The organism is Winogradskyella wandonensis (assembly GCF_004346845.1).
GTDB lineage: Bacteria > Bacteroidota > Bacteroidia > Flavobacteriales > Flavobacteriaceae > Winogradskyella > Winogradskyella wandonensis.
Map to the genome: position 1 here is coordinate 374,856 of NZ_SMGI01000001.1, position 21,279 is coordinate 396,134.

Annotated in this window: 19 protein-coding genes; 11 read left to right on the plus strand and 8 right to left on the minus strand. The window is 35.3% G+C overall.

Features of this window, described 5'->3' with window-relative positions; translation table 11 throughout:
- Positions 1–80: 80 nt before the first annotated feature.
- The 3 genes from DFQ05_RS01725 to DFQ05_RS01735 are packed head-to-tail and all read left to right on the plus strand — an operon-like array spanning position 81 to position 3,722.
- A complete protein-coding gene (locus DFQ05_RS01725; RefSeq protein ID WP_241974188.1) occupies positions 81–1,307 on the plus strand; it encodes an O-antigen ligase family protein in 1,227 nt (408 codons plus the stop codon).
- The gene (locus tag DFQ05_RS01730; RefSeq protein ID WP_132702951.1) at positions 1,264–2,277 is read left to right on the plus strand and encodes a glycosyltransferase family 4 protein; all 1,014 of its coding nucleotides are present in this window, start codon (positions 1,264–1,266) and stop codon (positions 2,275–2,277) included. The genes DFQ05_RS01725 and DFQ05_RS01730 overlap by 44 nt, the downstream gene beginning before the upstream one ends.
- A gap of 32 nt (positions 2,278–2,309) precedes the next feature.
- On the plus strand, positions 2,310–3,722 hold the full coding sequence (locus DFQ05_RS01735; protein WP_241974189.1) for a sugar transferase: 1,413 nt from the start codon (positions 2,310–2,312) through the stop codon (positions 3,720–3,722).
- A 225-nt stretch (positions 3,723–3,947) separates the two neighbouring features.
- On the opposite strand, the gene DFQ05_RS01740 is transcribed toward DFQ05_RS01735, so the two are convergent.
- The 3 genes from DFQ05_RS01740 to DFQ05_RS01750 all read right to left on the minus strand — a co-directional run bounded on the left by DFQ05_RS01740 (position 3,948) and on the right by DFQ05_RS01750 (position 9,819).
- Complete coding sequence (locus tag DFQ05_RS01740) at positions 3,948–5,123, minus strand: lipoprotein N-acyltransferase Lnb domain-containing protein (RefSeq protein WP_132702953.1); 1,176 nt, start codon at positions 5,121–5,123, stop codon at positions 3,948–3,950.
- A gap of 150 nt (positions 5,124–5,273) precedes the next feature.
- On the minus strand, positions 5,274–6,344 hold the full coding sequence (locus DFQ05_RS01745) for a putative type IX sorting system protein PorV2 (RefSeq protein WP_132702955.1): 1,071 nt from the start codon (positions 6,342–6,344) through the stop codon (positions 5,274–5,276).
- Between the two features lie 148 nt (positions 6,345–6,492).
- A complete protein-coding gene (locus DFQ05_RS01750) occupies positions 6,493–9,819 on the minus strand; it encodes a GEVED domain-containing protein (protein WP_132702957.1) in 3,327 nt (1,108 codons plus the stop codon).
- A 204-nt stretch (positions 9,820–10,023) separates the two neighbouring features.
- Between DFQ05_RS01750 and DFQ05_RS01755 the strand changes: the two genes are divergently transcribed.
- Entirely contained in the window at positions 10,024–10,776 is a 753-nt protein-coding gene (locus DFQ05_RS01755; RefSeq protein WP_132702959.1) for a CDP-alcohol phosphatidyltransferase family protein, read from the plus strand.
- Positions 10,777–10,782: 6 nt separating this feature from the next.
- Positions 10,783–11,589, plus strand: coding sequence for a TerC family protein (locus DFQ05_RS01760; RefSeq protein WP_132702961.1), 807 nt, complete (start codon positions 10,783–10,785; stop codon positions 11,587–11,589).
- 9 nt (positions 11,590–11,598) lie between these two features.
- Here the strand turns inward: DFQ05_RS01760 and lptB are convergent, their stop codons facing one another.
- From lptB to DFQ05_RS01780, 4 genes are all read right to left on the minus strand, one after another.
- Positions 11,599–12,342 carry an LPS export ABC transporter ATP-binding protein gene (gene lptB, locus DFQ05_RS01765; protein ID WP_073085852.1) on the minus strand — a complete coding sequence of 248 codons (744 nt, stop codon included), beginning with the start codon at positions 12,340–12,342 and terminating at the stop codon, positions 11,599–11,601.
- Between the two features lie 135 nt (positions 12,343–12,477).
- Entirely contained in the window at positions 12,478–12,828 is a 351-nt protein-coding gene (locus DFQ05_RS01770; RefSeq protein ID WP_132702974.1) for a carboxymuconolactone decarboxylase family protein, read from the minus strand.
- Positions 12,829–12,830: 2 nt separating this feature from the next.
- Entirely contained in the window at positions 12,831–13,661 is an 831-nt protein-coding gene (gene tatC, locus DFQ05_RS01775; protein ID WP_132702976.1) for a twin-arginine translocase subunit TatC, read from the minus strand.
- Positions 13,661–14,578 carry a KpsF/GutQ family sugar-phosphate isomerase gene (locus tag DFQ05_RS01780; protein ID WP_199221960.1) on the minus strand — a complete coding sequence of 306 codons (918 nt, stop codon included), beginning with the start codon at positions 14,576–14,578 and terminating at the stop codon, positions 13,661–13,663. The genes tatC and DFQ05_RS01780 overlap by 1 nt, the downstream gene beginning before the upstream one ends.
- 143 nt (positions 14,579–14,721) lie before the next feature.
- Between DFQ05_RS01780 and recQ the strand changes: the two genes are divergently transcribed.
- On the plus strand, positions 14,722–16,926 hold the full coding sequence (gene recQ, locus DFQ05_RS01785; RefSeq protein ID WP_132702980.1) for a DNA helicase RecQ: 2,205 nt from the start codon (positions 14,722–14,724) through the stop codon (positions 16,924–16,926).
- Positions 16,927–17,024: 98 nt separating this feature from the next.
- On the opposite strand, the gene DFQ05_RS01790 is transcribed toward recQ, so the two are convergent.
- Positions 17,025–17,468 (minus strand): hypothetical protein, encoded by a 444-nt coding sequence (locus tag DFQ05_RS01790; RefSeq protein WP_132702982.1) that lies wholly within the window; start codon positions 17,466–17,468, stop codon positions 17,025–17,027.
- Between the two features lie 249 nt (positions 17,469–17,717).
- On the opposite strand from DFQ05_RS01790, the gene DFQ05_RS01795 reads away from it, so the two are divergent.
- The 5 genes from DFQ05_RS01795 (at position 17,718) to DFQ05_RS01815 (ending at position 21,254) form a co-directional block, all read left to right on the plus strand.
- Complete coding sequence (locus DFQ05_RS01795) at positions 17,718–18,650, plus strand: peptidylprolyl isomerase (RefSeq protein ID WP_132702984.1); 933 nt, start codon at positions 17,718–17,720, stop codon at positions 18,648–18,650.
- Between the two features lie 167 nt (positions 18,651–18,817).
- On the plus strand, positions 18,818–19,240 hold the full coding sequence (locus DFQ05_RS01800; protein ID WP_132702986.1) for a hypothetical protein: 423 nt from the start codon (positions 18,818–18,820) through the stop codon (positions 19,238–19,240).
- A 71-nt stretch (positions 19,241–19,311) separates the two neighbouring features.
- Complete coding sequence (locus DFQ05_RS01805) at positions 19,312–20,007, plus strand: tetratricopeptide repeat protein (protein WP_132702988.1); 696 nt, start codon at positions 19,312–19,314, stop codon at positions 20,005–20,007.
- Positions 20,008–20,127: 120 nt separating this feature from the next.
- Positions 20,128–20,604 (plus strand): DUF2141 domain-containing protein, encoded by a 477-nt coding sequence (locus tag DFQ05_RS01810; protein ID WP_132702990.1) that lies wholly within the window; start codon positions 20,128–20,130, stop codon positions 20,602–20,604.
- Positions 20,605–20,630: 26 nt separating this feature from the next.
- Positions 20,631–21,254, plus strand: a complete 624-nt coding sequence (locus DFQ05_RS01815; RefSeq protein ID WP_132702992.1) for a tetratricopeptide repeat protein — start codon at positions 20,631–20,633, stop codon at positions 21,252–21,254.
- Positions 21,255–21,279: the final 25 nt, after the last annotated feature.

Here is a 21,279-nt window from a genome sequence, read left to right on the forward strand (position 1 = left end):
GTATTGTGTTTTTTGTATTTAAGCCCTTTGCAAAATTGTTCTTCTTGGTGATTATGGGTTATTTTTTATACCGCATTTTAATGTCTAATTCTAGACAATTGACCATGAATGTTTTGTTGGGCTGTGCATATTTCTGTGGTGCGGAAATTCTGTTCCGTATGACTAAAGGTGGCTTGGCTTATGAAGCTTCAAAATATCTAGTCATACTTTTTGTTTTGATAGGTATGTTTTATCGTGGTGTTTCTGGCAAAGGCTATGCTTATTTTATTTATTTGATTTTACTTGTACCTTCTATTATCGTAGCCTCTTTTACACTGTCTTATGGAGCAAATTTTAGAACTAATATTCTTTTTGTGCTAAGTGGTCCCATTTCGCTGGGTCTTGCCGCGCTATTTTGTTATAATCGACGAATTACCCACCAAGAGTTGCATAAGGTGATTCTTTATATTCTTTTACCTATTATTTCTACAACCACGTATTTGTTTTTGTATACACCCTCAATTAAAGATCGTTTGAGTGGAACGGCGTCTAATTTTGCGTTATCTGGAGGGTTTGGTCCTAATCAGGTGTCCACCATCCTAGGACTCGGTATTTTTTGTATTGTTGTGCGTTTGGTATTAAAATCGCCAAATCTATTTATAAAAATAATAAATCTAACTATTTTGGGAGCGATGACCTTTAGAGCCATTGTTACCTTTAGTCGAGGTGGTGTTATAGCGGCTGCATTAGTCATCGCTGCCTTTTTTGCTACCGTTGTTTTAAAAGTCCGATTAAAACGATTTATACCTTTGGTAGCCTCAATATTCTTATTGGTAAGTATTCTAGGTGTTACCTGGGTAATAAGTTCTAACCAGACTCGTGGTTTAATTGATAAGCGTTACGCTAATCAAGATGCTTTGGGTCGTGAAAAAAAAGATTTAACCACTGGACGTTGGCAGTTGTTTGAAGATGAAATCGAGGGCTTTATAGAAAGTCCATTTTTTGGTATTGGGGCTTCTAGAGTTAAAGATAAGCGTATACAGGAGACGGGTCAAGTACTACCCTCACACAATGAGGTAGGACGTTTGTTATCTGAGCATGGTCTTTTAGGTATTATATGTTTACTTATTTTAATTTTTAAACCCTTGGCTTTTAGAACTAATAATCGGCGGAATGTTTTTTTCTTTTCGTTCTTGGCCTTTTGGTTTGCAACCATAAATCATTCTGGTATGCGTATTGCTGCACCGGCTGTACTCTACGCTTTAGCCTTATTAAATGTCGTTTATGAAAAATCTCCTATACATAGGAAACAACTTAAAAACTCCTAAATCTAATTTATCGACGATACAGGTGCTGGGTAAACGTTTAGAGCAAGAGGGCCATTCATTCCGTTATGCCTCATCCTACCGAAATACTGGATTGCGATTGGTTTCTATGCTTTGGAACTGTTTACGGTATTCTCGATGGGCTGATGCCGTATTAATTGATACTTATAGTACAAGAAATTTTTATTATGCTTTGCTATGCAGTCAGTTATGTCGTCTATTAGGTGTTCCATACTTACCAATTTTACATGGCGGAAATTTACCTAAACGACTTAAAGACTATCCAAAATTGTCTCAATTGATCTTTAAATACAGTTACAAAAACATCTCGCCATCGTTGTACATGAAAGATCAGTTTAAAGATTTTGGTTTTGATTCTGACTATATTCCTAATGCCATTCAGCTTAAAAATTATGAAGTCGTACCTAAATCTCTTGATAGCATTCGTTTGCTTTGGGTTCGCTCATTTTCTAAGATTTATAATCCTGAAATGGCGATACATGTTTTGAAGGCTTTACAAGATAAAGGGTATCCTGCAGAACTTTGCATGGTAGGTCCTGATGTAGATGGGAGTTTAAAAACCGTCAAAACTATGGCAAAAGAAATAGGTGTTTTTCCAACATTTACTGGGAAACTTTCGAAGGCGCAATGGATTACATTATCCAAAGGTTATACTATTTTTATAAATACGGCCAATTTTGATAATATGCCTGTTAGTGTCATAGAGGCTATGGCTTTAGGTTTTCCTATAGTATCTACAAATGTTGGTGGTATGCCTAATTTAATAGAAGACGGTCGTTATGGATTTTTAGTCGATAAGGGCGATGTCAACGCCATGACTAATGCCATACTTAGGATTTTTGAGGACAATCAGTTGCAGCAAGATTTTAGTGCTGAAGCGCGGTTAAAAGCAGAGTCTTTAGATTGGAATACCATAAAATTAAAATGGTATCAGATTTTAAAATCGGTTTGACTATTTGTAAATAGCCAAAGAGGTTTATCTTTATGCTATCGAATATTATAATGAAACAGCATAGCACCATTCATTTTGAAATATCTGAGCGTAAAGTTCTTTTGCGAATCGTTGATATACTAATGGTTTTTTTAGGAATTTTTATACTCTCCAACTATTTCCAATTCGAGTATTTAAGTCTAGCTCCAGCTAATGCTGTTCCACTTGTTGTTTTAGCCATTTACATCTCTTTGTTTGGAACTATTTTTGAGATTTATGATTTGCAACAAGCCAGCAAGCTCGACGTAAGTTTTAAGAATATTGTTATCTGTATGTCTACGGTGATGCTGTTCTATCTTTTAACGCCTTTTGTGACACCTGTATTGCCAGAAGCTCGGTTACAAATCATCTATTTCTATGTTGTACTAATTGCTTCTGTTTTTTTATGGCGTTTTTTATATAACACGCTTATCGCGTCGCCACGATTTTTTAAGCATATTCTTTTGGTAGGCGAGCTTTCTACTATAGATAATGTCTTATCGACGCTTCTTTCGGCAGACTCTAATTATAAGTTTATAGGATTTATTAATAGCGAAGGAACTTCTGAAGAATCTATTAAATATAAAGGGCTAACCGAATATCACACCAAGCAGCTTTCTAATGTTATATTAGATGAAAAAATTTCTGAAATTATTATTTCTACGGCTAATGCCGAAAACATCACACCCGAGTTATACCATGAGCTCATGCTGCTATTAGAACGTGGCTTTAAAATAAGAGAATATACTCAGGTTTATGAGGAGGTTACGAATAAGGTTCCGATTCAGCATGTTGGTAAAGATTTTTATAAGTACTTTCCTTTTAGCCGAAATAATGAGAATAAGCTATATCTATTTTTTCAACGATTGTTTGATATTATTTTTTCAGTCTGTGGGCTGTCTTTCATGCTACTTATTATTCCGTTTATCTTTTTGGGAAATTTAATAGGAAATAAGGGGCCGCTTTTTTACACACAAGAACGTATAGGACGAAACAGCACATTGTTTACCATATTAAAATTTAGAACTATGGTAACAAATGCGGAAGACGGAAAGGCGCAATGGGCAACAAAAAACGATACAAGAATTACAACCTTTGGTAAGTTTTTAAGACGTTCTCGTTTGGATGAAATTCCTCAGTTTATCAATGTTTTAAAGGGAGAAATGAGTATTATTGGTCCACGGCCAGAGCGACCGTTTTTTGTGGCAGAATTATCGCGGTCTATACCGTTTTATGAAACGCGTCATATCGTAAAACCTGGTTTAACAGGTTGGGCACAAGTAAACTCGCGTTATGGTGGATCTGTTGAAGAGAGTCTCACAAAACTTCAGTACGATCTTTATTATATAAAACACCGTAGCCCATTTCTTGATTTAAATATCATTTTAAAAACGTTGAGTACTGTGTTGTACTATCGCGGGCAGTAGAGTGGAAGTTGGAAGTTCGGAGTTGGCTTCTCGATGCTTCGACTGGGCTCAGCACAAGTACATTCCGACGCTACGTTTGGAACACTCGAAGTGATGATAGGATTTATTGTTCTGACACGAATTTCAAGAATTACTCTTATGGGTTAAAGTTGGAAGCTAGAAGCTAGAAGATAGAAGATAGAAGATAGAAGTTGAAAGTTAGAAGTTTGGTGTTAATAACTACAATTAGACCACGGATTGTTTTAGTACATAGACGTATCTCACTATCAATGCCAAGAGCAATGGCAGAAAGGCTAGTGCGAATACTTGCACACCAATTACCCAATGGAGACACATTAGGCAAAGCATTATCAACAAGAATTTTAAATAGCCTCTAAACCATTTCTTAGTTTTTTTAGTACTTAATTGTGCAATAACAAACACATTTAGCGGAAATGCCCAAAGCAAATTGTAATTATAACCTGTTACGCTATGATTTGTACCAAACCACAAGAAGAGTAATACAAACCCAGAAATACCAGTAATGATAAAAAGTGCTACGTCTAACCATTTTGTTAATCTCTGGTTTTTATAATCTCTGTAGGTTATGTAAATAATTAAAAATGCTAACAGTAACGTGACTACAATTGGACTGAACAATAGGTTAGAGGTATACTTGGTATCTGTCTGGGATTTATAAATCGTAGTGCTACTTTTTACTAGAGGCTCGTTGTTTAGAGAAGCGTTTTCGAAATGCTTTTTTATATATCTGGGTAAAAACATTTGCTCTTCCTTGCTTGCAACTCTGTCTGTTAACGAGCCAAGTGCAATGTCAATCCCAAAACTGCCCCATGTGTTATGCCCTACATGTTCGTGAATTAAATCTCTAAAGGTTTTATTGTCTTGATTTTTTAATGCGTTATAAACTACTTTATTGTTAGTAGCTGTATTAACTACATCTCTAATCTTTGTTGCGCAATTATCGTAAAAGAAATCGTAGAGGTATTTGCGGTTTTCTGGTTTATAATTGTTTATTAAGTAGTTATATAAGTCTTGTTTTTGGACTGGTGATAGATTTAACTTTTGTTCTTCAATCGTTCTGTCGTAATACCTGTAGGTTTCCAAAAAATCAGAAAAATTACGCTTACCGATGAGGTAGTTTAGTTTTCCTTGAACAAATTTTAAGTAGAAATTCGGTGCGTTAAAATCATATCGCCCATAGTCGTAAATAACGTCTAGTCCTATAGTTCTATCTTTAATTCTAAATGCATTATGACCAAAAGCGTCGTTGAGATTATCACCTTGACCGATAGTTAATACTGAGATTTCGGCTTGTGGTGATAACTGAAATTGTTGGGAAACACTAGTGTTTGTTAAAAAAAAGAAAGCGCATAGAAAAGAGAGGAAAGAAAAGTTATTCATTTTAAGAGATTTCTCGACTGTCGCTCGAAATGACAATCATTTATAAATTTAGTTAATAGATTTTTTGATATGAGACCTCCCGACTGCACTTCGACATGCTCAGTGACCTCGCTCGAGGTGACCATCTTTTTCGGAAAATAGTTAATAATTCTACCTAAAAATACTGAAATCTATTTTTACTGAAAACACATTAGAATACAAGGCCGCACTTTGGTCGCCAATATCTGTAAATGCATAATCGATTTCAATACCCTTATATTTAAACCCTACTCCAAAATTAGGCTGAAAGGTTAGATTTTCAGAATTATCGATTTGTAGCTCGTTTTGAAAATTACCAACTCCTGCGCGTAGAAATACCAAATCTGTATATCCAAACTGAAAGCCTAACGCCGGTGCAATACTTGCAAAAGAGGTAGAAATTATATCGTTAGTTTCAGCAAATCTTGCATTAAGGTTAAAGGCCGCTAGTAAGGTGTAATCGTAATGGAATGTCCATTCTTTGGACATGCCAAGCTCCAATTTTGGTAAAGTTAATTCCGATTTTTCTGGTAAGGTCTGGTTTTGTCCGTCAATGGCACCGCTAATTTTCTCAAATTCGTCTTCGTCAATGGTCCATGAATTGTAGGTAGTGGTAATGTCTCTAGCCATTACTCCAAATTTCCAATTGTTATCACTTTCAAACTGAATTCCAGCATCAAAACCAAATCCCCAAGCTGATGCAAAATCGCCAATAACACGGCGAATAACTTTTGCATTAATACCATAATTTAACCCATCAATAGGAAGTTTTCTGGCATAAGAAAATGTTACGCCATAATCTGCGGTAGAAAATATATTAATGCGGTCGTAGTTTATATTTCCTTGTTCATCGATGAGTTGTGTCGTGTCTAATATGTCATCTACACCAAAGCGAATTACGGATAATCCAATGGCACTTCTGTCGTCAAGCGGCATTGCAAATCCTATGTAATTGTAGTTGGCAATATTTGCAAAATAACTAGAGTGCATTAGTGCTAGTTCTTTGTCTTCAATATTAACTAAACCTGCCGGATTCCAATACCCAGAATTTACATTTCTGGTATGCGATGTTACAGCGTTGCTCATACCAAGTGCAGCAGCATCTACACCAATATTCATAAATTCATTGGAGTATTTTCTGGCTGTTTGCCCAAAACTAGTTAATGACAAGCAGATGAAGAGAATTACTAGGTAATTTTTCAAGAGCAATTTTTTACAAAGATGCACATTATTTTGTTTTTATTAAACTCTAAAACCTTAGAGTTATTGTGTATTACAAACTTTGTATTATAATAAATGCAAACGCCCATTAACTAGCTATTCACCAGGCGTTTGTTAAATGCGTATAACTTTAATTTTGTTTGATTATTTTTTTTGTGATTAGTCTGCCAGAAGTATGTATTTGAACTATATATACGGACTCAGCTAAATGACCAATACTAAAACTCGTTTCTCTTCTGTTTAAATTATTTTGAATAATCACTTTTCGTCCACTTAAATCATAGACTTCTACTTTGTTCATAGAAACGGACGCGTTTATAGTCACATAATCTTCAGTAGGATTGGGAGATATGTGAATTGAATTCTCTAGGTTGTTAAAGTCTTCTACGGATAATGCAGAGTTTCTAAAAATCACTTGATAATCTTCCACTTCACCAAAAAAGCCTCCACAAGGTTGAATGGTGTTATTATATATGTTACTGAAGCGTATTCGAGATACTTGGTCTAAAATGGCGTCGTTGGGTACTGTAAAGCTTCCAGTTGCTGTATTAGAGACGTAGTTAGACATGCTAATTTCTTCAGTAGCATCAAACTCCGCATTTTTATTAAAATCAATCCAAGCAGCGGCTACATCCGGTCCAAAAACTGCGGGCATGCTCATGGTTACTGTATAGGTTTGTCCTACTTCTAATTCTACAGGTGCTAAGGCGTCAAAAAACTGGTAGTAGTTCTGTCCGGAATTGTTTGTAAAATTATTTCCTATGGTCACTTGGCTAATGTAATCGCTACCTGTACCATTCCATCCTTGGGACGCACAATACTCAAATGGTCTTACTTGGTACATAAATTTATACGTTTCTGAGACGTCTCCGTTAGACCCTGTTGCTTTTACCTTAAAAAATATCTGATCACCAACCGCGCCGTTTGGTAATGGTAGGTCTGACCGCCAACGATTACCCCCAAAATTAGACATTGAAATCGTACTATCGAAATTTTGATTATTTATGCTATATTTTACCTCTACAGCTGTTAAGGACCCCGCATAATCTATAAAAGACGTAACGTACTGATCTACGCCTTCTTTAGGTTTGTTTAAGGTTGGTGCATCTGTTATTTCAGTTTTAATAATGGATGGAAAACTTTCTCTATCAACTAAATCGAATTCCCATAGACCGCGACCCCAAGTTGCGGCCTTTAGTGTATTTGCACCATGATTAATCTCTAATTCTTGGATAGCCACGTTGGGAAGGTCCGTGTTGTAAATAGTCCAAACTGTGCCGTTGAGTGGCTTATAGAAGACGCCAACTTCTGTGCCTATGTAGATGTTTGGATTAGAATTTTGCTCTATCACTACCGTATGCACAGGAATGTCGTTTAAATTGTATGATATATTGGTCCAAGATAATCCGCCATTTGTTGTTCTAAATACTTTCTGGTTATTATTTTGGTAAGACGCGTTTACGACTATAATATCATCATCGTTATTAGGATTGAAAGCAATATCTTCTATAGCAAGATTTGGTAAATTATTTTTAATGCTAAAGAATGTTGCTCCACCATCTATGGATTTTTCGATTTCACTAGTCCGTGATGCCACAATAATGTTAGAGTTATTTTGCGCTATTTCTGCATTTCTAATCTGCCACCAGTAATTATCAGGGTTAGATGCCAAAAAATTTGTTGTACCCACGTAGTTGTAGGTTAATCCAAAATCGTCACTAGTATATACACCATTTCTAAACTCGTACAGCTTAAAATGATTATTTGGGTCGAAGGCTAAGGGAGCTTCCCACCAACCATCGACTGAATTAGAGGAAATGCTAGCAACGGACTGCCCACCATTATCGGAGCGTATTCTACCGCCAAATTGGATACTGCCCACCATATAATCGGGATTAAGTGGTAAAATAACACCTTCCATGCCATCTGCGCCATAGATTTCGAGCCATTCTGTTTCGTTTTTTACGGTTGTCCCATTGTCTTGTGACCCAGAAATGGTAACCGCATTGTGAGATTGACTTGCGCCTAATTTGTAATTTTCACGTATTCTAGGGGATGAATTTAGCATTAGATTAGTCCATGTTACTCCACCATCACTACTCTTTGCTAATGTGCCATCTGTACCAACATAGAAAACACCATTAACAGACTCCGAAACTCTAGTGTCTGCATGGACATATGCTGTGCTATTAAAATAATTATCTTGTAGCGTTCCATTGCCGTTCATAGAATTATAAAGATTCCAATTGGTTCTTTGTACAAAATTAGCTTGTGTACTTGTCTTATTTGCTAAATCGACATAGCCAACAATAAGATTTTCGCTATCTGTACTGTTTACCGAGAAACCGCCAATCCCGAAGCCATGTGTTGCAAACGATGTAAAGCTTAATCCGTTATTAGAAGATTTAAAAACTTGAGTTCCATTGGCAAAAAATACGCTATTTGGTTCGTCTGGCGTTACATCAATTAAAGCAGCGCTGTTAGTGGTAGAAACTGTTGTTGTTGTAAAACTATTGCCTGTATCTGTGGAACGGTATAAAAAATCTCTAAAATTGTTTTTTTGGTTCAATGCATACATGGTTGATGCATTTGTAGGGTGAAATTTAAACTGTTTAAAGTCTCCTGTTGTAACTACCTGCGACCAGGTTAAAAAATTATCAGTTGTTTTAAAAATCCCGCGATTTGTGCCAACCATTATTAGATTTGGAATTGTTGGGTGCAGATCTACTGTAAAAATTTTGAAATTAGAGCCCAAACCACCAAAGCCTAAATTTGTTGGATTAAACGCTGTTTCCGTAAACGTATCACCGCCATTGTAAGATTCGTAAATACCGTAAGAATAACCATTTCTAGAATTACGAACATTTATATAAATATGGTCGCTATTATTTGGGTCTACAGATAGTGTATTGACACCCGTCGCAGGTAAAAATTCAGTATCTGTACTTGTCCAAGTATTACCGCCGTCGATTGTTTTCCATAAGCCACCACTTCTAGAGCCTGCATATATCTTTAGAGGGTTAGATGGGTCTACATAAAAGTCTTCAACTCGTCCCATTCCTGCGGCATAATGTCCAGTAATATTTTCCACTAAAAAAGGTCCAACTTCTCTCCATCCACCAACACTATTCTCGCGCATGGATGCAATATCATTTTCTTGCAAATATGCATTGTACTGTTTTGTAGCAAATGCAGGATTAACGGAAAGTCTATTACCAGTAGGATAGTATTTATGTTCGTTAGCAACGACCCACCTCATAAAATCTTTATAACCAGAGCCTTTTGCATATTTATCAATGGTATTAAAATAAGCTTCGGCTTCGTTAACTACATCGTAGAAGTTTACCGAATAATCATTCATTAAATCTTTATAGCGTTGTCCACTAGCTGTGATGCTTACAGCAAGGGCAAATAGGATTATAAGGACTAACTTTTTGGGGAGTTTTTTGACATTCATATGTTTAGAAATGCTATTTTTTTAGATTAAGTGCCAATAATAACGACCAAAGGTAGTGAATTTGTTAAAAATATCTTAAGCCCTAGGTCTAAAATTTGTTCGATATTGAGAGTCAATTGTATGGATATCTGTCAATAGAATAGATTTTATTATCTTCAATTAAACTAAAATTCTTTTCTATTTTTACAGAAATTAAAAAAGTAGATGAAACAACATATCCCTAATGTTATAACAGGACTTAATTTATTATCTGGATGTATAGCTGTACTATTTGCAGTGAATACACATTATGTAGGTGCGGCTTTGTTTGTGTTTTTAGGTATCTTTTTTGATTTTTTTGATGGTTTAGCAGCACGTAAACTAAATGTGCAAAGTACGCTCGGAATTCAATTAGACTCTTTAGCCGACATGGTAACTAGTGGCGTAGTACCTGGTATTGTTATGTATGGTTTAATAAATGAAGCGTTAGGCGGTGGTAATATTTTTGTGGTAGAAGATACATGGAACCAATCTATGCGTTGGAGTGGCGGTGAGTTACGTCCTTTAGCTCTTATTGGTTTTTTAATCACGATAGCTTCTGCATACCGATTAGGTAAATTTAATTTGGACGAAGACCAACAAACCTATTTTAAAGGTTTGCCAACACCTGCAAATACCTTACTGGTATTATCTTTGCCTTTAATTTTACATTTTCAGTATTCGATAACTGTTTCAAATTTATTTACAAACGTTTGGTTTTTAATTGCATTGACGGTATTGAGTTCTTTTTTGCTTAATTCTAACATTAAACTGTTTGCTTTAAAATTTAAGACTTGGAGTTTTCAGGATAATATTATACGGTATGTGTTCTTATTATTAAGTCTTGCACTAATTATAATCTTTCATTTTATAGCTATACCACTTATTATTCTTTTATACGTTATCGTCTCATTATTTAATCAAAAATCAATCACATAATCACTTATGGCTGAAGTTATTTTTACGCTGCTTATGCTTGTTATGCTACAAGCTGTTTTAGGATTTGACAATCTTCTTTATATCTCTCTTGAATCTAAAAAAGCACCTGAAAGCGACAGAAAACGTGTGCGCAAAGTAGGTATCTTAATAGCTATCGGCTTACGAATTGTTTTATTGTTTTTGTTGGTATCTTTAATTGGGTATTTTCAAAATCCTTTTTCATTTTTAACTGGTAAGATTGAAGATGTTTTAGAGTTTGCGTTTAATGGACATAGTATTATTGTTTTAGCAGGAGGCGGATTTATAATTTATACAGCGATAAAAGAAATTTGGCATATGATTTCTTTAAAAGATTTAGATGTTGATGTTGAAGACAAATCCAAAGGCACTAAATCCTCTAATGCAGTAATTACGAGCATTGTTATTATGAATTTGGTGTTCTCTTTCGATTCAATTTTGGCTGCTATTGGATTAACAAACGAATTGGATAATTCTACCACAGCTTTTATTGTTATGGCGATTGCTATTGTAGCTAGTGGTTTACTGATGCTCTTTTTAGCAGACCGTATTTCTACTTTCTTGGCTAAAAATAGAATGTATGAGGTACTTGGGTTATTTATTCTTTTTATTGTTGGTATTATGCTAGTTACCGAAGGAGGTCATTTAGCGCATCTAAAGCTATTTGGAAATGAAATTGTACCAATGAGTAAGACTACGTTCTATTTTGTTATTGTGGTATTAGTTATTGTTGACATTGTACAAAGTAAATATCAAAAGAAGTTATTGAAAGAAAGTGCTAATGGAGGCGAATAAGGCTTGTTCCTATTCGAAATCAAGTTTCTTTTTACGTAACTCAAAGTTTTTACCGAGATAGACTTTACGCACCATTTCGTCTTCAGCCAATTCTTCGGGTTTTCCAGCTTTTAAGATGCCACCTTCAAACATAAGGTAAGTTCTGTCTGTAATGGCTAGGGTTTCTTGTACGTTGTGGTCGGTAATTAAAATACCAATATTCTTTTTGGTCAATTGTGCCACAATACGCTGAATATCTTCTACCGCTACAGGGTCAACACCCGCAAATGGCTCATCTAGTAAAATAAAGTTGGGGTCAGTAGCTAAAGCGCGAGCAATTTCTGTACGACGACGCTCGCCTCCAGATAAGAGGTCACCACGAGATTTACGGATATGGCCTAAACCAAACTCTTCGATAAGTGACTCCATTTTATCATGTTGCTCTTTTTTACTCAGTTTCGTCATTTGTAGTACACTAAGAATATTATCTTCGATGCTCAACTTTCTAAAAACTGAAGCCTCTTGAGCTAAATAACCAATACCATTTTGAGCACGTTTGTACATTGGGTATTTGGTAATGTTTTTATCGTCTAAATAGATATTACCGCCGTTTGGTTTTATAATACCAACAATCATGTAAAAGGATGTGGTTTTACCAGCACCGTTTGGTCCTAACAACCCCACAATCTCTCCTTGATTAACCTCAAGAGAGACATCTTTTACCACTTTTCGTCCGCTATAGGACTTCATTAAATTTTCGGCGTGTAATTTCATAGACTAATTTCTAAACCAAGAACGGTAAAAATACAATTTTCGTGTAATTCTGTCACCTTGAGCGCAGTCGAAAGGTTTTTGAATTATAATTTTAAAGGTTTCGACTGCGCTCAACCTGACAATGTCTTTTAAAACTTAATCGTTTTGATTTTCTAATGCTTCCCAATATTCGTATGCACGTCTTAAATGTGGAATAACAATGGTGCCACCGACTAAAGTAGCAATCCCTAAAGCTTCGGAAACTTCTTCTTTACTTAAACCTTCGTTGTAAGCTGTTTCAAGATGGTAACGAATGCAATCGTCACAACGTAATACTGCGGAGGCTACAAGACCAAGAAGCTCTTTGGTTTTTACATCTAAAGCACCAGCTTGATAGGCGTTAGTATCTAGATTAAAAATACGTTTGATAATCTTGTTGTTATCGGCTAAAATTTTATCGTTCATTTTAGAACGATAGTCATTAAATTCTTTTACTATATCAGACATTTTTATGCTTTTGCTTTTTGTTCTTTTCGTTTTTGATTCCTTACAACTATTCGGGAGATAAAAATACTCACTTGGTATAATATTAGTATCGGAACAGCCACAATAACCTGACTTGCTATATCTGGAGGCGTAATTACTGCTGAAATAATTAATACAATAACCAAGGCAAATTTTCTATACTTCTTTAATACTTCTGGGGTTACTAGACCTATTTTGGTTAAGAAGTAAATGACAATAGGCAATTCGAACACCAAACCTGAAGCTAAAGATGATGACCTAACAACAGCGATAACCGAATTTAAATCAAAATCATTGACCACTAAATCGCTAATACTATAATTGGCTAAAAAGTTGAATGATAAAGGTGTTATTACATAGTAACCAAATAATACACCAACAAAAAAGAGTAATGAGGCTATAACAATAAAGCCTCTAGATGTTTTACGCTCATTGGGTTTTAAACCTGGACTTATAAATCGCCATAGTTGATATAAAACATAAGGAAAAGCAATAACAAAACCTGCATATATTGCCGTCCAAATATGTGCTGAGAATTGTCCTGCAACGGTTCTGTTTTGCAAATCAAATGGAAATCTGTCTGCACAAAACGTTGTGTCTTTTATGCCTATAGTTTGAGACATTTGGCAGAGCCATTCGTAAGTAGGAAAGCTCATTTCTGTAGGTCCAAAAATGATTACATCAAATAAAATTCCAGGCATGCAAAACGCTACAATACCAGCTAAGAGCACAGCTATAGTGATTCTAATTAAATGCCATCTTAAATCTTCGAGATGGTCTAAAAAAGACATTTCATCTACATTTTTCTTTGCCATTATATAATGCCTTCTTTTATTAAATCATGTAAATGAACCACACCGGCATATTTGCCATTTTTTTCTACAAGTAATTGTGAAATTCCATATTCTTCCATTAATTCTTTAGCATCAACGGCCATTGCATCTTCGTCTATGGTTTTTGGATTACTGCCCATGATGTCTTTGGCTGTTAATTCTGAAATCTCATCACTTTTACTCAGCATTCGTCTTAAGTCACCATCTGTGATAATACCCACAATTTTAGAATCCTCTGTAACAGCAGTTACGCCGAGCATTTTTTCAGAGATTTCTATAATAACTTCCTTAAGCGTTGCATTTAATGAGACTTGTGGTTTTTGATTTACTGAAGATAAGTCGTTTACTCTTAAATATAAACGCTTTCCTAAAGCACCACCTGGATGGTATTTTGCAAAGTCTCTACTAGAAAATCCTCTAAGTTTTAATAGTGAAACCGCAAGTGCATCACCCATTACCAATTGCGCTGTCGTGCTTGTTGTGGGTGCTAAATTATTAGGACAAGCTTCCTGCTCAACATAAGCGTTCAGAACAAAATCTGCTTGCTGACCTAAAAACGACTCTTTGTTACCGGTAATGGCAATCATTTTGTTTTTGGCATTTTTTATTAAAGGCACTAAAACTTTAATCTCTGGTGTGTTTCCACTTTTAGAGATACAAATCACCACATCGTCTTCTAATATTAATCCTAAATCGCCATGGATAGCATCCGCAGCATGCATAAAAACGGCAGGCGTTCCTGTAGAATTTAGTGTCGCAACAATTTTGTTTGCGATAATGGCACTTTTTCCTATTCCTGTAATAATAACCCGACCTTTAGAGCTGTAAATAAGCTCGGTAGCCTTTGCAAAATCGTCTGTTAGTAGATTGGCTAGATTAGCAATAGCCTTGCTTTCCATCGTAATTGTCTCTTTGGCGATATCGAGTATAGATGCTTTTTTTTCCAAAATAGTCTTCTAGTTTGAATAATCGTTTTGATATAAAGATTTTTATTATCTTTAAACTTCACGCAAAGGTAAATTAAAATTAGCAATAGGGATTAATGAGTGTTGCACAAATTAACTTGCATTCAGAACTTAAAAAATATTTTGGATTTTCGGAATTCAAGGGATTGCAAGAAGACGTTATAAGAAATGTTGTAGCTGGTAATAATACATTTGTAATTATGCCTACAGGAGGCGGAAAATCGCTCTGTTATCAGCTTCCTGCACTTATAAAAGAAGGAACAGCGATAGTGGTTTCTCCACTAATTGCATTAATGAAAAATCAAGTCGATGCCATACGTGGTGTTTCCGATAACGATGGTGTTGCTCACGTTTTAAATTCGTCTTTAAATAAAACCGAAGTTAAGCGTGTAAAAGAAGATATTACCAATGGTATTACCAAATTACTTTATGTTGCTCCAGAATCGTTAACCAAGGAAGAGCATGTTGATTTTCTTAGAACGGTGACCATTTCCTTTATGGCGGTTGATGAGGCACATTGTATTAGCGAATGGGGACACGATTTTAGACCAGAGTACAGAAATCTAAAACATATAATTAAGCGTATAGGCGATAATATTCCTATCGTTGGATTAACAGCAACGGCTACGCCGAAAGTACAAGAAGATATTTTAAAGAGTTTGGGAATCCAAGATGCGGTTACATTTAAAGCGTCTTTTAATAGACCAAACTTATATTACGAAGTACGTCCAAAAACCAAAAATGTTGATGCAGATATTATTCGTTTTATAAAGCAAAATGAAGGTAAATCTGGTATTGTGTATTGTCTTAGCCGTAAACGTGTAGAAGAATTAGCACAAGTTCTGCAGGTTAACGGAATAAAAGCAGTGCCCTATCATGCGGGTCTAGATGCAAAAACACGAGTGAAGCATCAAGATATGTTTTTGATGGAAGATACGGATGTTGTTGTTGCAACTATAGCTTTTGGTATGGGTATCGATAAGCCAGATGTGCGTTTTGTTATTCATCACGATATTCCTAAAAGTATCGAAAGCTATTACCAAGAAACAGGACGTGCGGGACGCGATGGTGGAGAAGGCCACTGCTTGGCATACTATGCTTATAAAGATATCGAAAAGCTCGAAAAATTTATGGCTGGTAAGCCTGTTGCAGAGCAAGAAATTGGTCATGCTTTGCTTCAAGAAGTTGTGGCTTTCGCCGAAACTTCTATTTCTAGACGTAAATTTATTCTGCATTATTTTGGCGAAGAATTCGATAACGAAACTGGCGAAGGTGGCGATATGGACGATAATGTTCGTTTTCCGAAACCGCAAAAAGAAGCTAAAGACGACGTTAAAGTTGTTTTAGATGTTGTAAAAAAGACCAACCAAAAGTATAAGGCTAAAGATTTGGTAAAAGTTATTGTTGGTAAGTCTAACGCTTTAGTATCCTCTCATAAGACAGATCAACAAGATTTCTTTGGGATTGGTAAAGACAAGGAACCGCGTTATTGGATGGCCTTAATTCGCCAAATTCTGGTAGCAAAATTGCTTAAAAAAGACATAGAGACTTACGGTGTGTTGCGTATTACAAAAGAAGGCGAAGATTTTCTAAAAAATCCGCAAAGCTTTATGATGGCCGAAGACCACGTTTTCGATGAGCATACGGACGACAGCATCATCACCAATGCCAAATCTAGCTCTGCTGGAGTAGTCGATGAAAAACTCATGGGCATGCTAAAAGATTTGCGCAAGTCTAGTGCTAAGCGTTTAGGCGTGCCGCCTTTTGTTATTTTTCAAGATCCTTCTCTAGAGGATATGGCGCTTAAATACCCAATAACACTAGAAGAATTATCTAACGTCCATGGGGTTGGTGAAAGCAAGGCAAAGAAATATGGTAGGGATTTTATAGCACTTATAAAGGATTATGTAGAAGAAAACGATATCATTAGACCAGAGGATATGGTTGTAAAGTCCACTGGAAGCAATTCTGGTATAAAATTGTATATCATCCAGAATGTTGATAGAAAATTGCCCTTAGACGATATTGCCTCTGCAAAAGGTATGGAAATGCCAGAGTTTATAAAAGAGATGGAGGCTATCGTATTCTCAGGAACAAAGCTAGATATTTCTTATTGGATAGATGAAATTTTAGATGAAGACCAACAAGAAGAGATTCACGACTACTTTATGGAATCTGAAACCGATAAAATAGACGTTGCTATTGACGAGTTTGATGGCGATTACGATGACGAAGAACTCCGCTTGTATCGTATTAAGTTTATTAGTGAGGTGGCGAATTAGTATTTTAGTTAGAAGTTAGAAGTTAGAAGTTAGAAGTTAGAAGTTAGAAGTTAGAAGTTGGAAGTTAGAAGTTAGAAGTTGGAAGTTAGCTTTGTTGATTATTTCTCCTCATACTTCGTAAACAAAATATCCTGCTTTTTAGCTTTTAGCTGTATGCTTGTAATTCTGCTATTTTGTAGTGTTTTGATATCTGCTTCTTCTATTTGGAAATCTATTTTAGTGATGCTTCGATTTGAAACGTTCGAATAATCAGATTCTAATTCAGACATATCAGAATTCAATTGCAATTCTATATTGTCACCTTTTAAGATTAATCTAGCTCCTTTTAAAGTTTTAATATGAAATTGTCCCACAACCACAGTTTGGAAAAAATAATAACCACCTAACTCATTCAGTCCTGCATATAAAACGTTGTTTTCAGAAATACCAAAAGGTTTTTGCTCTATATCGTTTATTATTGCTTCAGTATGGTCATCTACGTGTAGTTTTTCCATTGCTCTGATGTTTCCCATGCTAGCGAGTATTTTGGTGATAAATTTCATATTAGTTAGTTTTCAACAAAACTAAAAGATTAATTCAATTTTGAAAACAAACGTCACACTGAGCTTGTCGAAGTGTAATAAAAAGTAGTTTTAAGTTGCACGGTTTCGATAAGCTCACCCTGACAGATGACTAAGTATTTTAATCTGTATTTACGAATAGCAATTGCTCATTACAACAAATCGTAAGTCTAAATTCGTCAATCGTCATTCATTTGTTATCTTTGCAGCCTTAAATAAAACACAGAAGAGATGCAAGACGGTTTATACGCAAAATTCAATACATCAAAAGGGGAAATTTTAGTCAATCTTGAATTTGAAAAAACACCAGGTACAGTAGGTAACTTTGTAGCTTTAGCAGAAGGAAATTTAGAAAATTCGGCTAAACCTCAAGGAACACCTTATTATGATGGTTTAAAATTTCATAGAGTTATTCCAGATTTTATGATTCAAGGTGGTTGCCCTTTAGGAACGGGTACTGGTAATCCAGGATATAAGTTCGATGATGAGATTCATCCAGATTTAAAACATGATGGTCCAGGAGTATTGTCTATGGCAAATGCAGGTCCAGGCACAAACGGAAGTCAGTTTTTTATCACACACATTGCTACAGATTGGTTAGACGGCAAACACACTGTTTTTGGAAAAGTAGCTGAAGGACAAGATGTGGTTGATGCAGTAGCTCAAGGTGATACGATTGAAAGTATAGAGATTGTAAGAGTAGGTAAAGCTGCTGAAAACTTTAATGCTGTTGAAGCCTTTAGAGTTTTTGAAGGTGCTAGAGAGAAAAGGGTTGCTGCAGAACGCGAAGCTAGACGCACTGAGTTAGATAAATTAGCTGCTGGTTTTGAAGAAACAGCTTCAGGCTTACGTTACCAAATCCTTCAAAAAGGAGACGGTAAAAAAGCTGAAAAAGGCAACATGGTTTCTGTACATTACAAAGGTCAGTTAGCTGACGGCACTGTATTTGATTCATCTTACAAAAGAAATGCGCCTTTAGACTTTCAAGTTGGTGTAGGACAAGTAATCTCGGGTTGGGACGAAGGTATTTGTCTCTTAAATGTAGGAGATAAAGCACGTTTAGTTATTCCTAGTGATTTAGGTTACGGTAGTGCAGGCGCAGGTGGCGTTATACCACCAAATGCAACCCTAGTATTCGATGTTGAATTAATGGATGTAAAGTAAGTAGATAACCTTTTTTTTATAAATCATTAGTAATCAAATTGTTGAGATACTAAAAAAACGCTTCAAAATGTCTTGAAGCGTTTTTTTATTTCATCTTTTCTGCAAAATTAATATACTCAGTTAATTTTTTGTGTACATTAGATTTTTATTGATAGTCCCCCAACCCAATGATAACAGTGAAAAGTTCAGTATTTTCTAGTAAGATTCTTAAGGAATTAAGCTACGATTTTGGAGATGTTTATATATTCGATGGCTTTGTAGTCTCGGAAATTAATAGTGGCGTTACTATTACTTGGGACGACCACGCCAAACAAATTGTAGACGATGTTACTTCTTTTTTAAATACTGATGGTAGCGATTTGGTATATATCTCTAATCGGATTAATTCTTACGCGGTAAAGCCCAACGATTGGTTAAAGTTTTTTACAAATAGTTATTCTCTTAAGGGCTATGGTGTTGTGGCAAATACAAAAGGGAGTATTATGAATACCGTTATAGAAAATCTTTTCTTTAATAAAAAAATACAGCGGTTTAATAGTTTAGAAGCAGCTGTACAATGGGCCAAGGATAGAGTTTTGGTAGACATTTAAACGTAACAAATTTAATAAATAGTCGTCTCACTTATAGTGAGACTTTTTTGCCAATACCAATCCATATTTTTATGAAACCTAAATTCTTATTTCTAATATTAATTTGTGCTATCTTTTTTTCTGCTTGTTCATCGTCCGTTGACTATTCGGATGCTTTCAAAAAGCAAACTCAAGGTAAATATTTATTCAACGCCGATGATATTATAACTATTTCCTATGAAGATAATCAGCTTTATATGGATTGGCGTGGTGTAAAGACTAAGCCAGTGGTTACAGATACAAACGAGTTTTTTGTGCCAGATTTGTACAAAAAATTACGTTTTGCCACGCATCCACAAACCAATAAACACTATTTAGCTGTGGTTTCTGAGACTAATCCAGATAGTTTAAGTTACGATTATTTAAAAGTTGCAGATGACTATAAAACACCTAGCGAATATCTAGATGCAAAAGATTGGGATAGCGCTTTAGAAGGATTTTTAAAAATAAAAGCAGAGGACTCTACAAGTGAATTTATAAATCAATACAAGTTCAATCGACTGGGCTATAAGTATATAAGAGAAAAGAATTTCGATGATGCTATAGGCGTTTTAATGATGAATACAAAACTGCATCCTAACAGTCCAAATACCTATGATAGCTTAGGGCAGGCTTACTTAGTGTCTGGAGATAGTTTAAATGCTTACGAGAATTACAAAAAGGCTTACAACCTAAATAAAGGAAACAAAAGAGCTAGACGCTACATCGATGCTTTTGAGAAGAACTAAAAGCAATGATTAAAAGGATTACGACTATTTTTTTATAGTTAAAAAGCACTTTTAAAGGGTGCTTTTTTTAGTATCTTACATTTCATCCTAAAAAAACTACAATTGAGTAACTATTGATTTATGAAACTAAAAAGCCTTTGCATATTTGTATCAAATAAAAAGATAAACGTGGTGTCAACACTTGTAAAAATTTTAGTAATTCTAGTATTTACCATTACTGTAGCTCATGCACAAAAGGAAAATACGCAAGACATTATTGTTAACATTAGTGGCCTAGACAATGATAAGGGAAGACTTTTAGTTGGACTTTATAATTCTGAAGCTAATTTTTTAGACCAACGATTTATGTCAGTTATTGGAGAAATTTCTAACAAAACAGGAAAGGTGGTCTTTACAGACGTACCAGAAGGTATTTATGCCGTATCATTTATTCACGACGAGAATAACAATGGTAAAATGGATACTAATTTCTTGGGTATTCCTAAAGAAGATTATGGTTGCTCCAATAATGCTAGAGGCACCATGGGACCTCCAAAATGGAAAGACGCTAAGTTTGAACTTAAAGGCGAAAGCAAAATAATTACGATAACGCTTTAGAAATCATCAATCAAATCAATATAAAAATGAAAAATTTACTCATACTCCTCGTAATACTATTAACTGGTATTACAGATGCTCAGACCAATTTTGAAAAAGGTATGGACAAAGCTTTTCAGCTTTGGAACGCAGATAAAACCGAAGAAGCACAAAACTTATTTGAGCGTATTGCCAATGCCGAAAAAAAGAACTGGCTACCGCACTATTATATTGCACAAATCAACAGTCTAAAAAGTTGGAATGAGAAAGACGAAACTGTATTAAAAGCACAATTAGATAAAGCACAAGAACATCTAAATATTGCTATGGCTCTTAGCCCCAATAATCCAGAATTACTAGTGATGCAAGGACAGATTTATACCAATTGGGTTGCCTTTGACGGTAGAACTTACGGAATGAAATATGCTGCAAAGGTTTCAGAATTGTATGCAAAAGCTTACGCGCTAGCACCAAAAAATCCTAGAGTAGTAATGTGTAAGGCAGATTGGGCCATGGGTTCGGCGCGTTATTTTGGCCAAGACCCAACACCATTTTGTAAAGAGCTAGAAGGTTCTATAGACTTATTCGATTCGTTTGAGCCTGAAAGTAAATACCATCCTAATTGGGGTAAAAACAGGGCGCAAGAAGCTGTAAAGCCTTGTAAAGAGTAAAATCTAAACTATAGAAATTAAAATT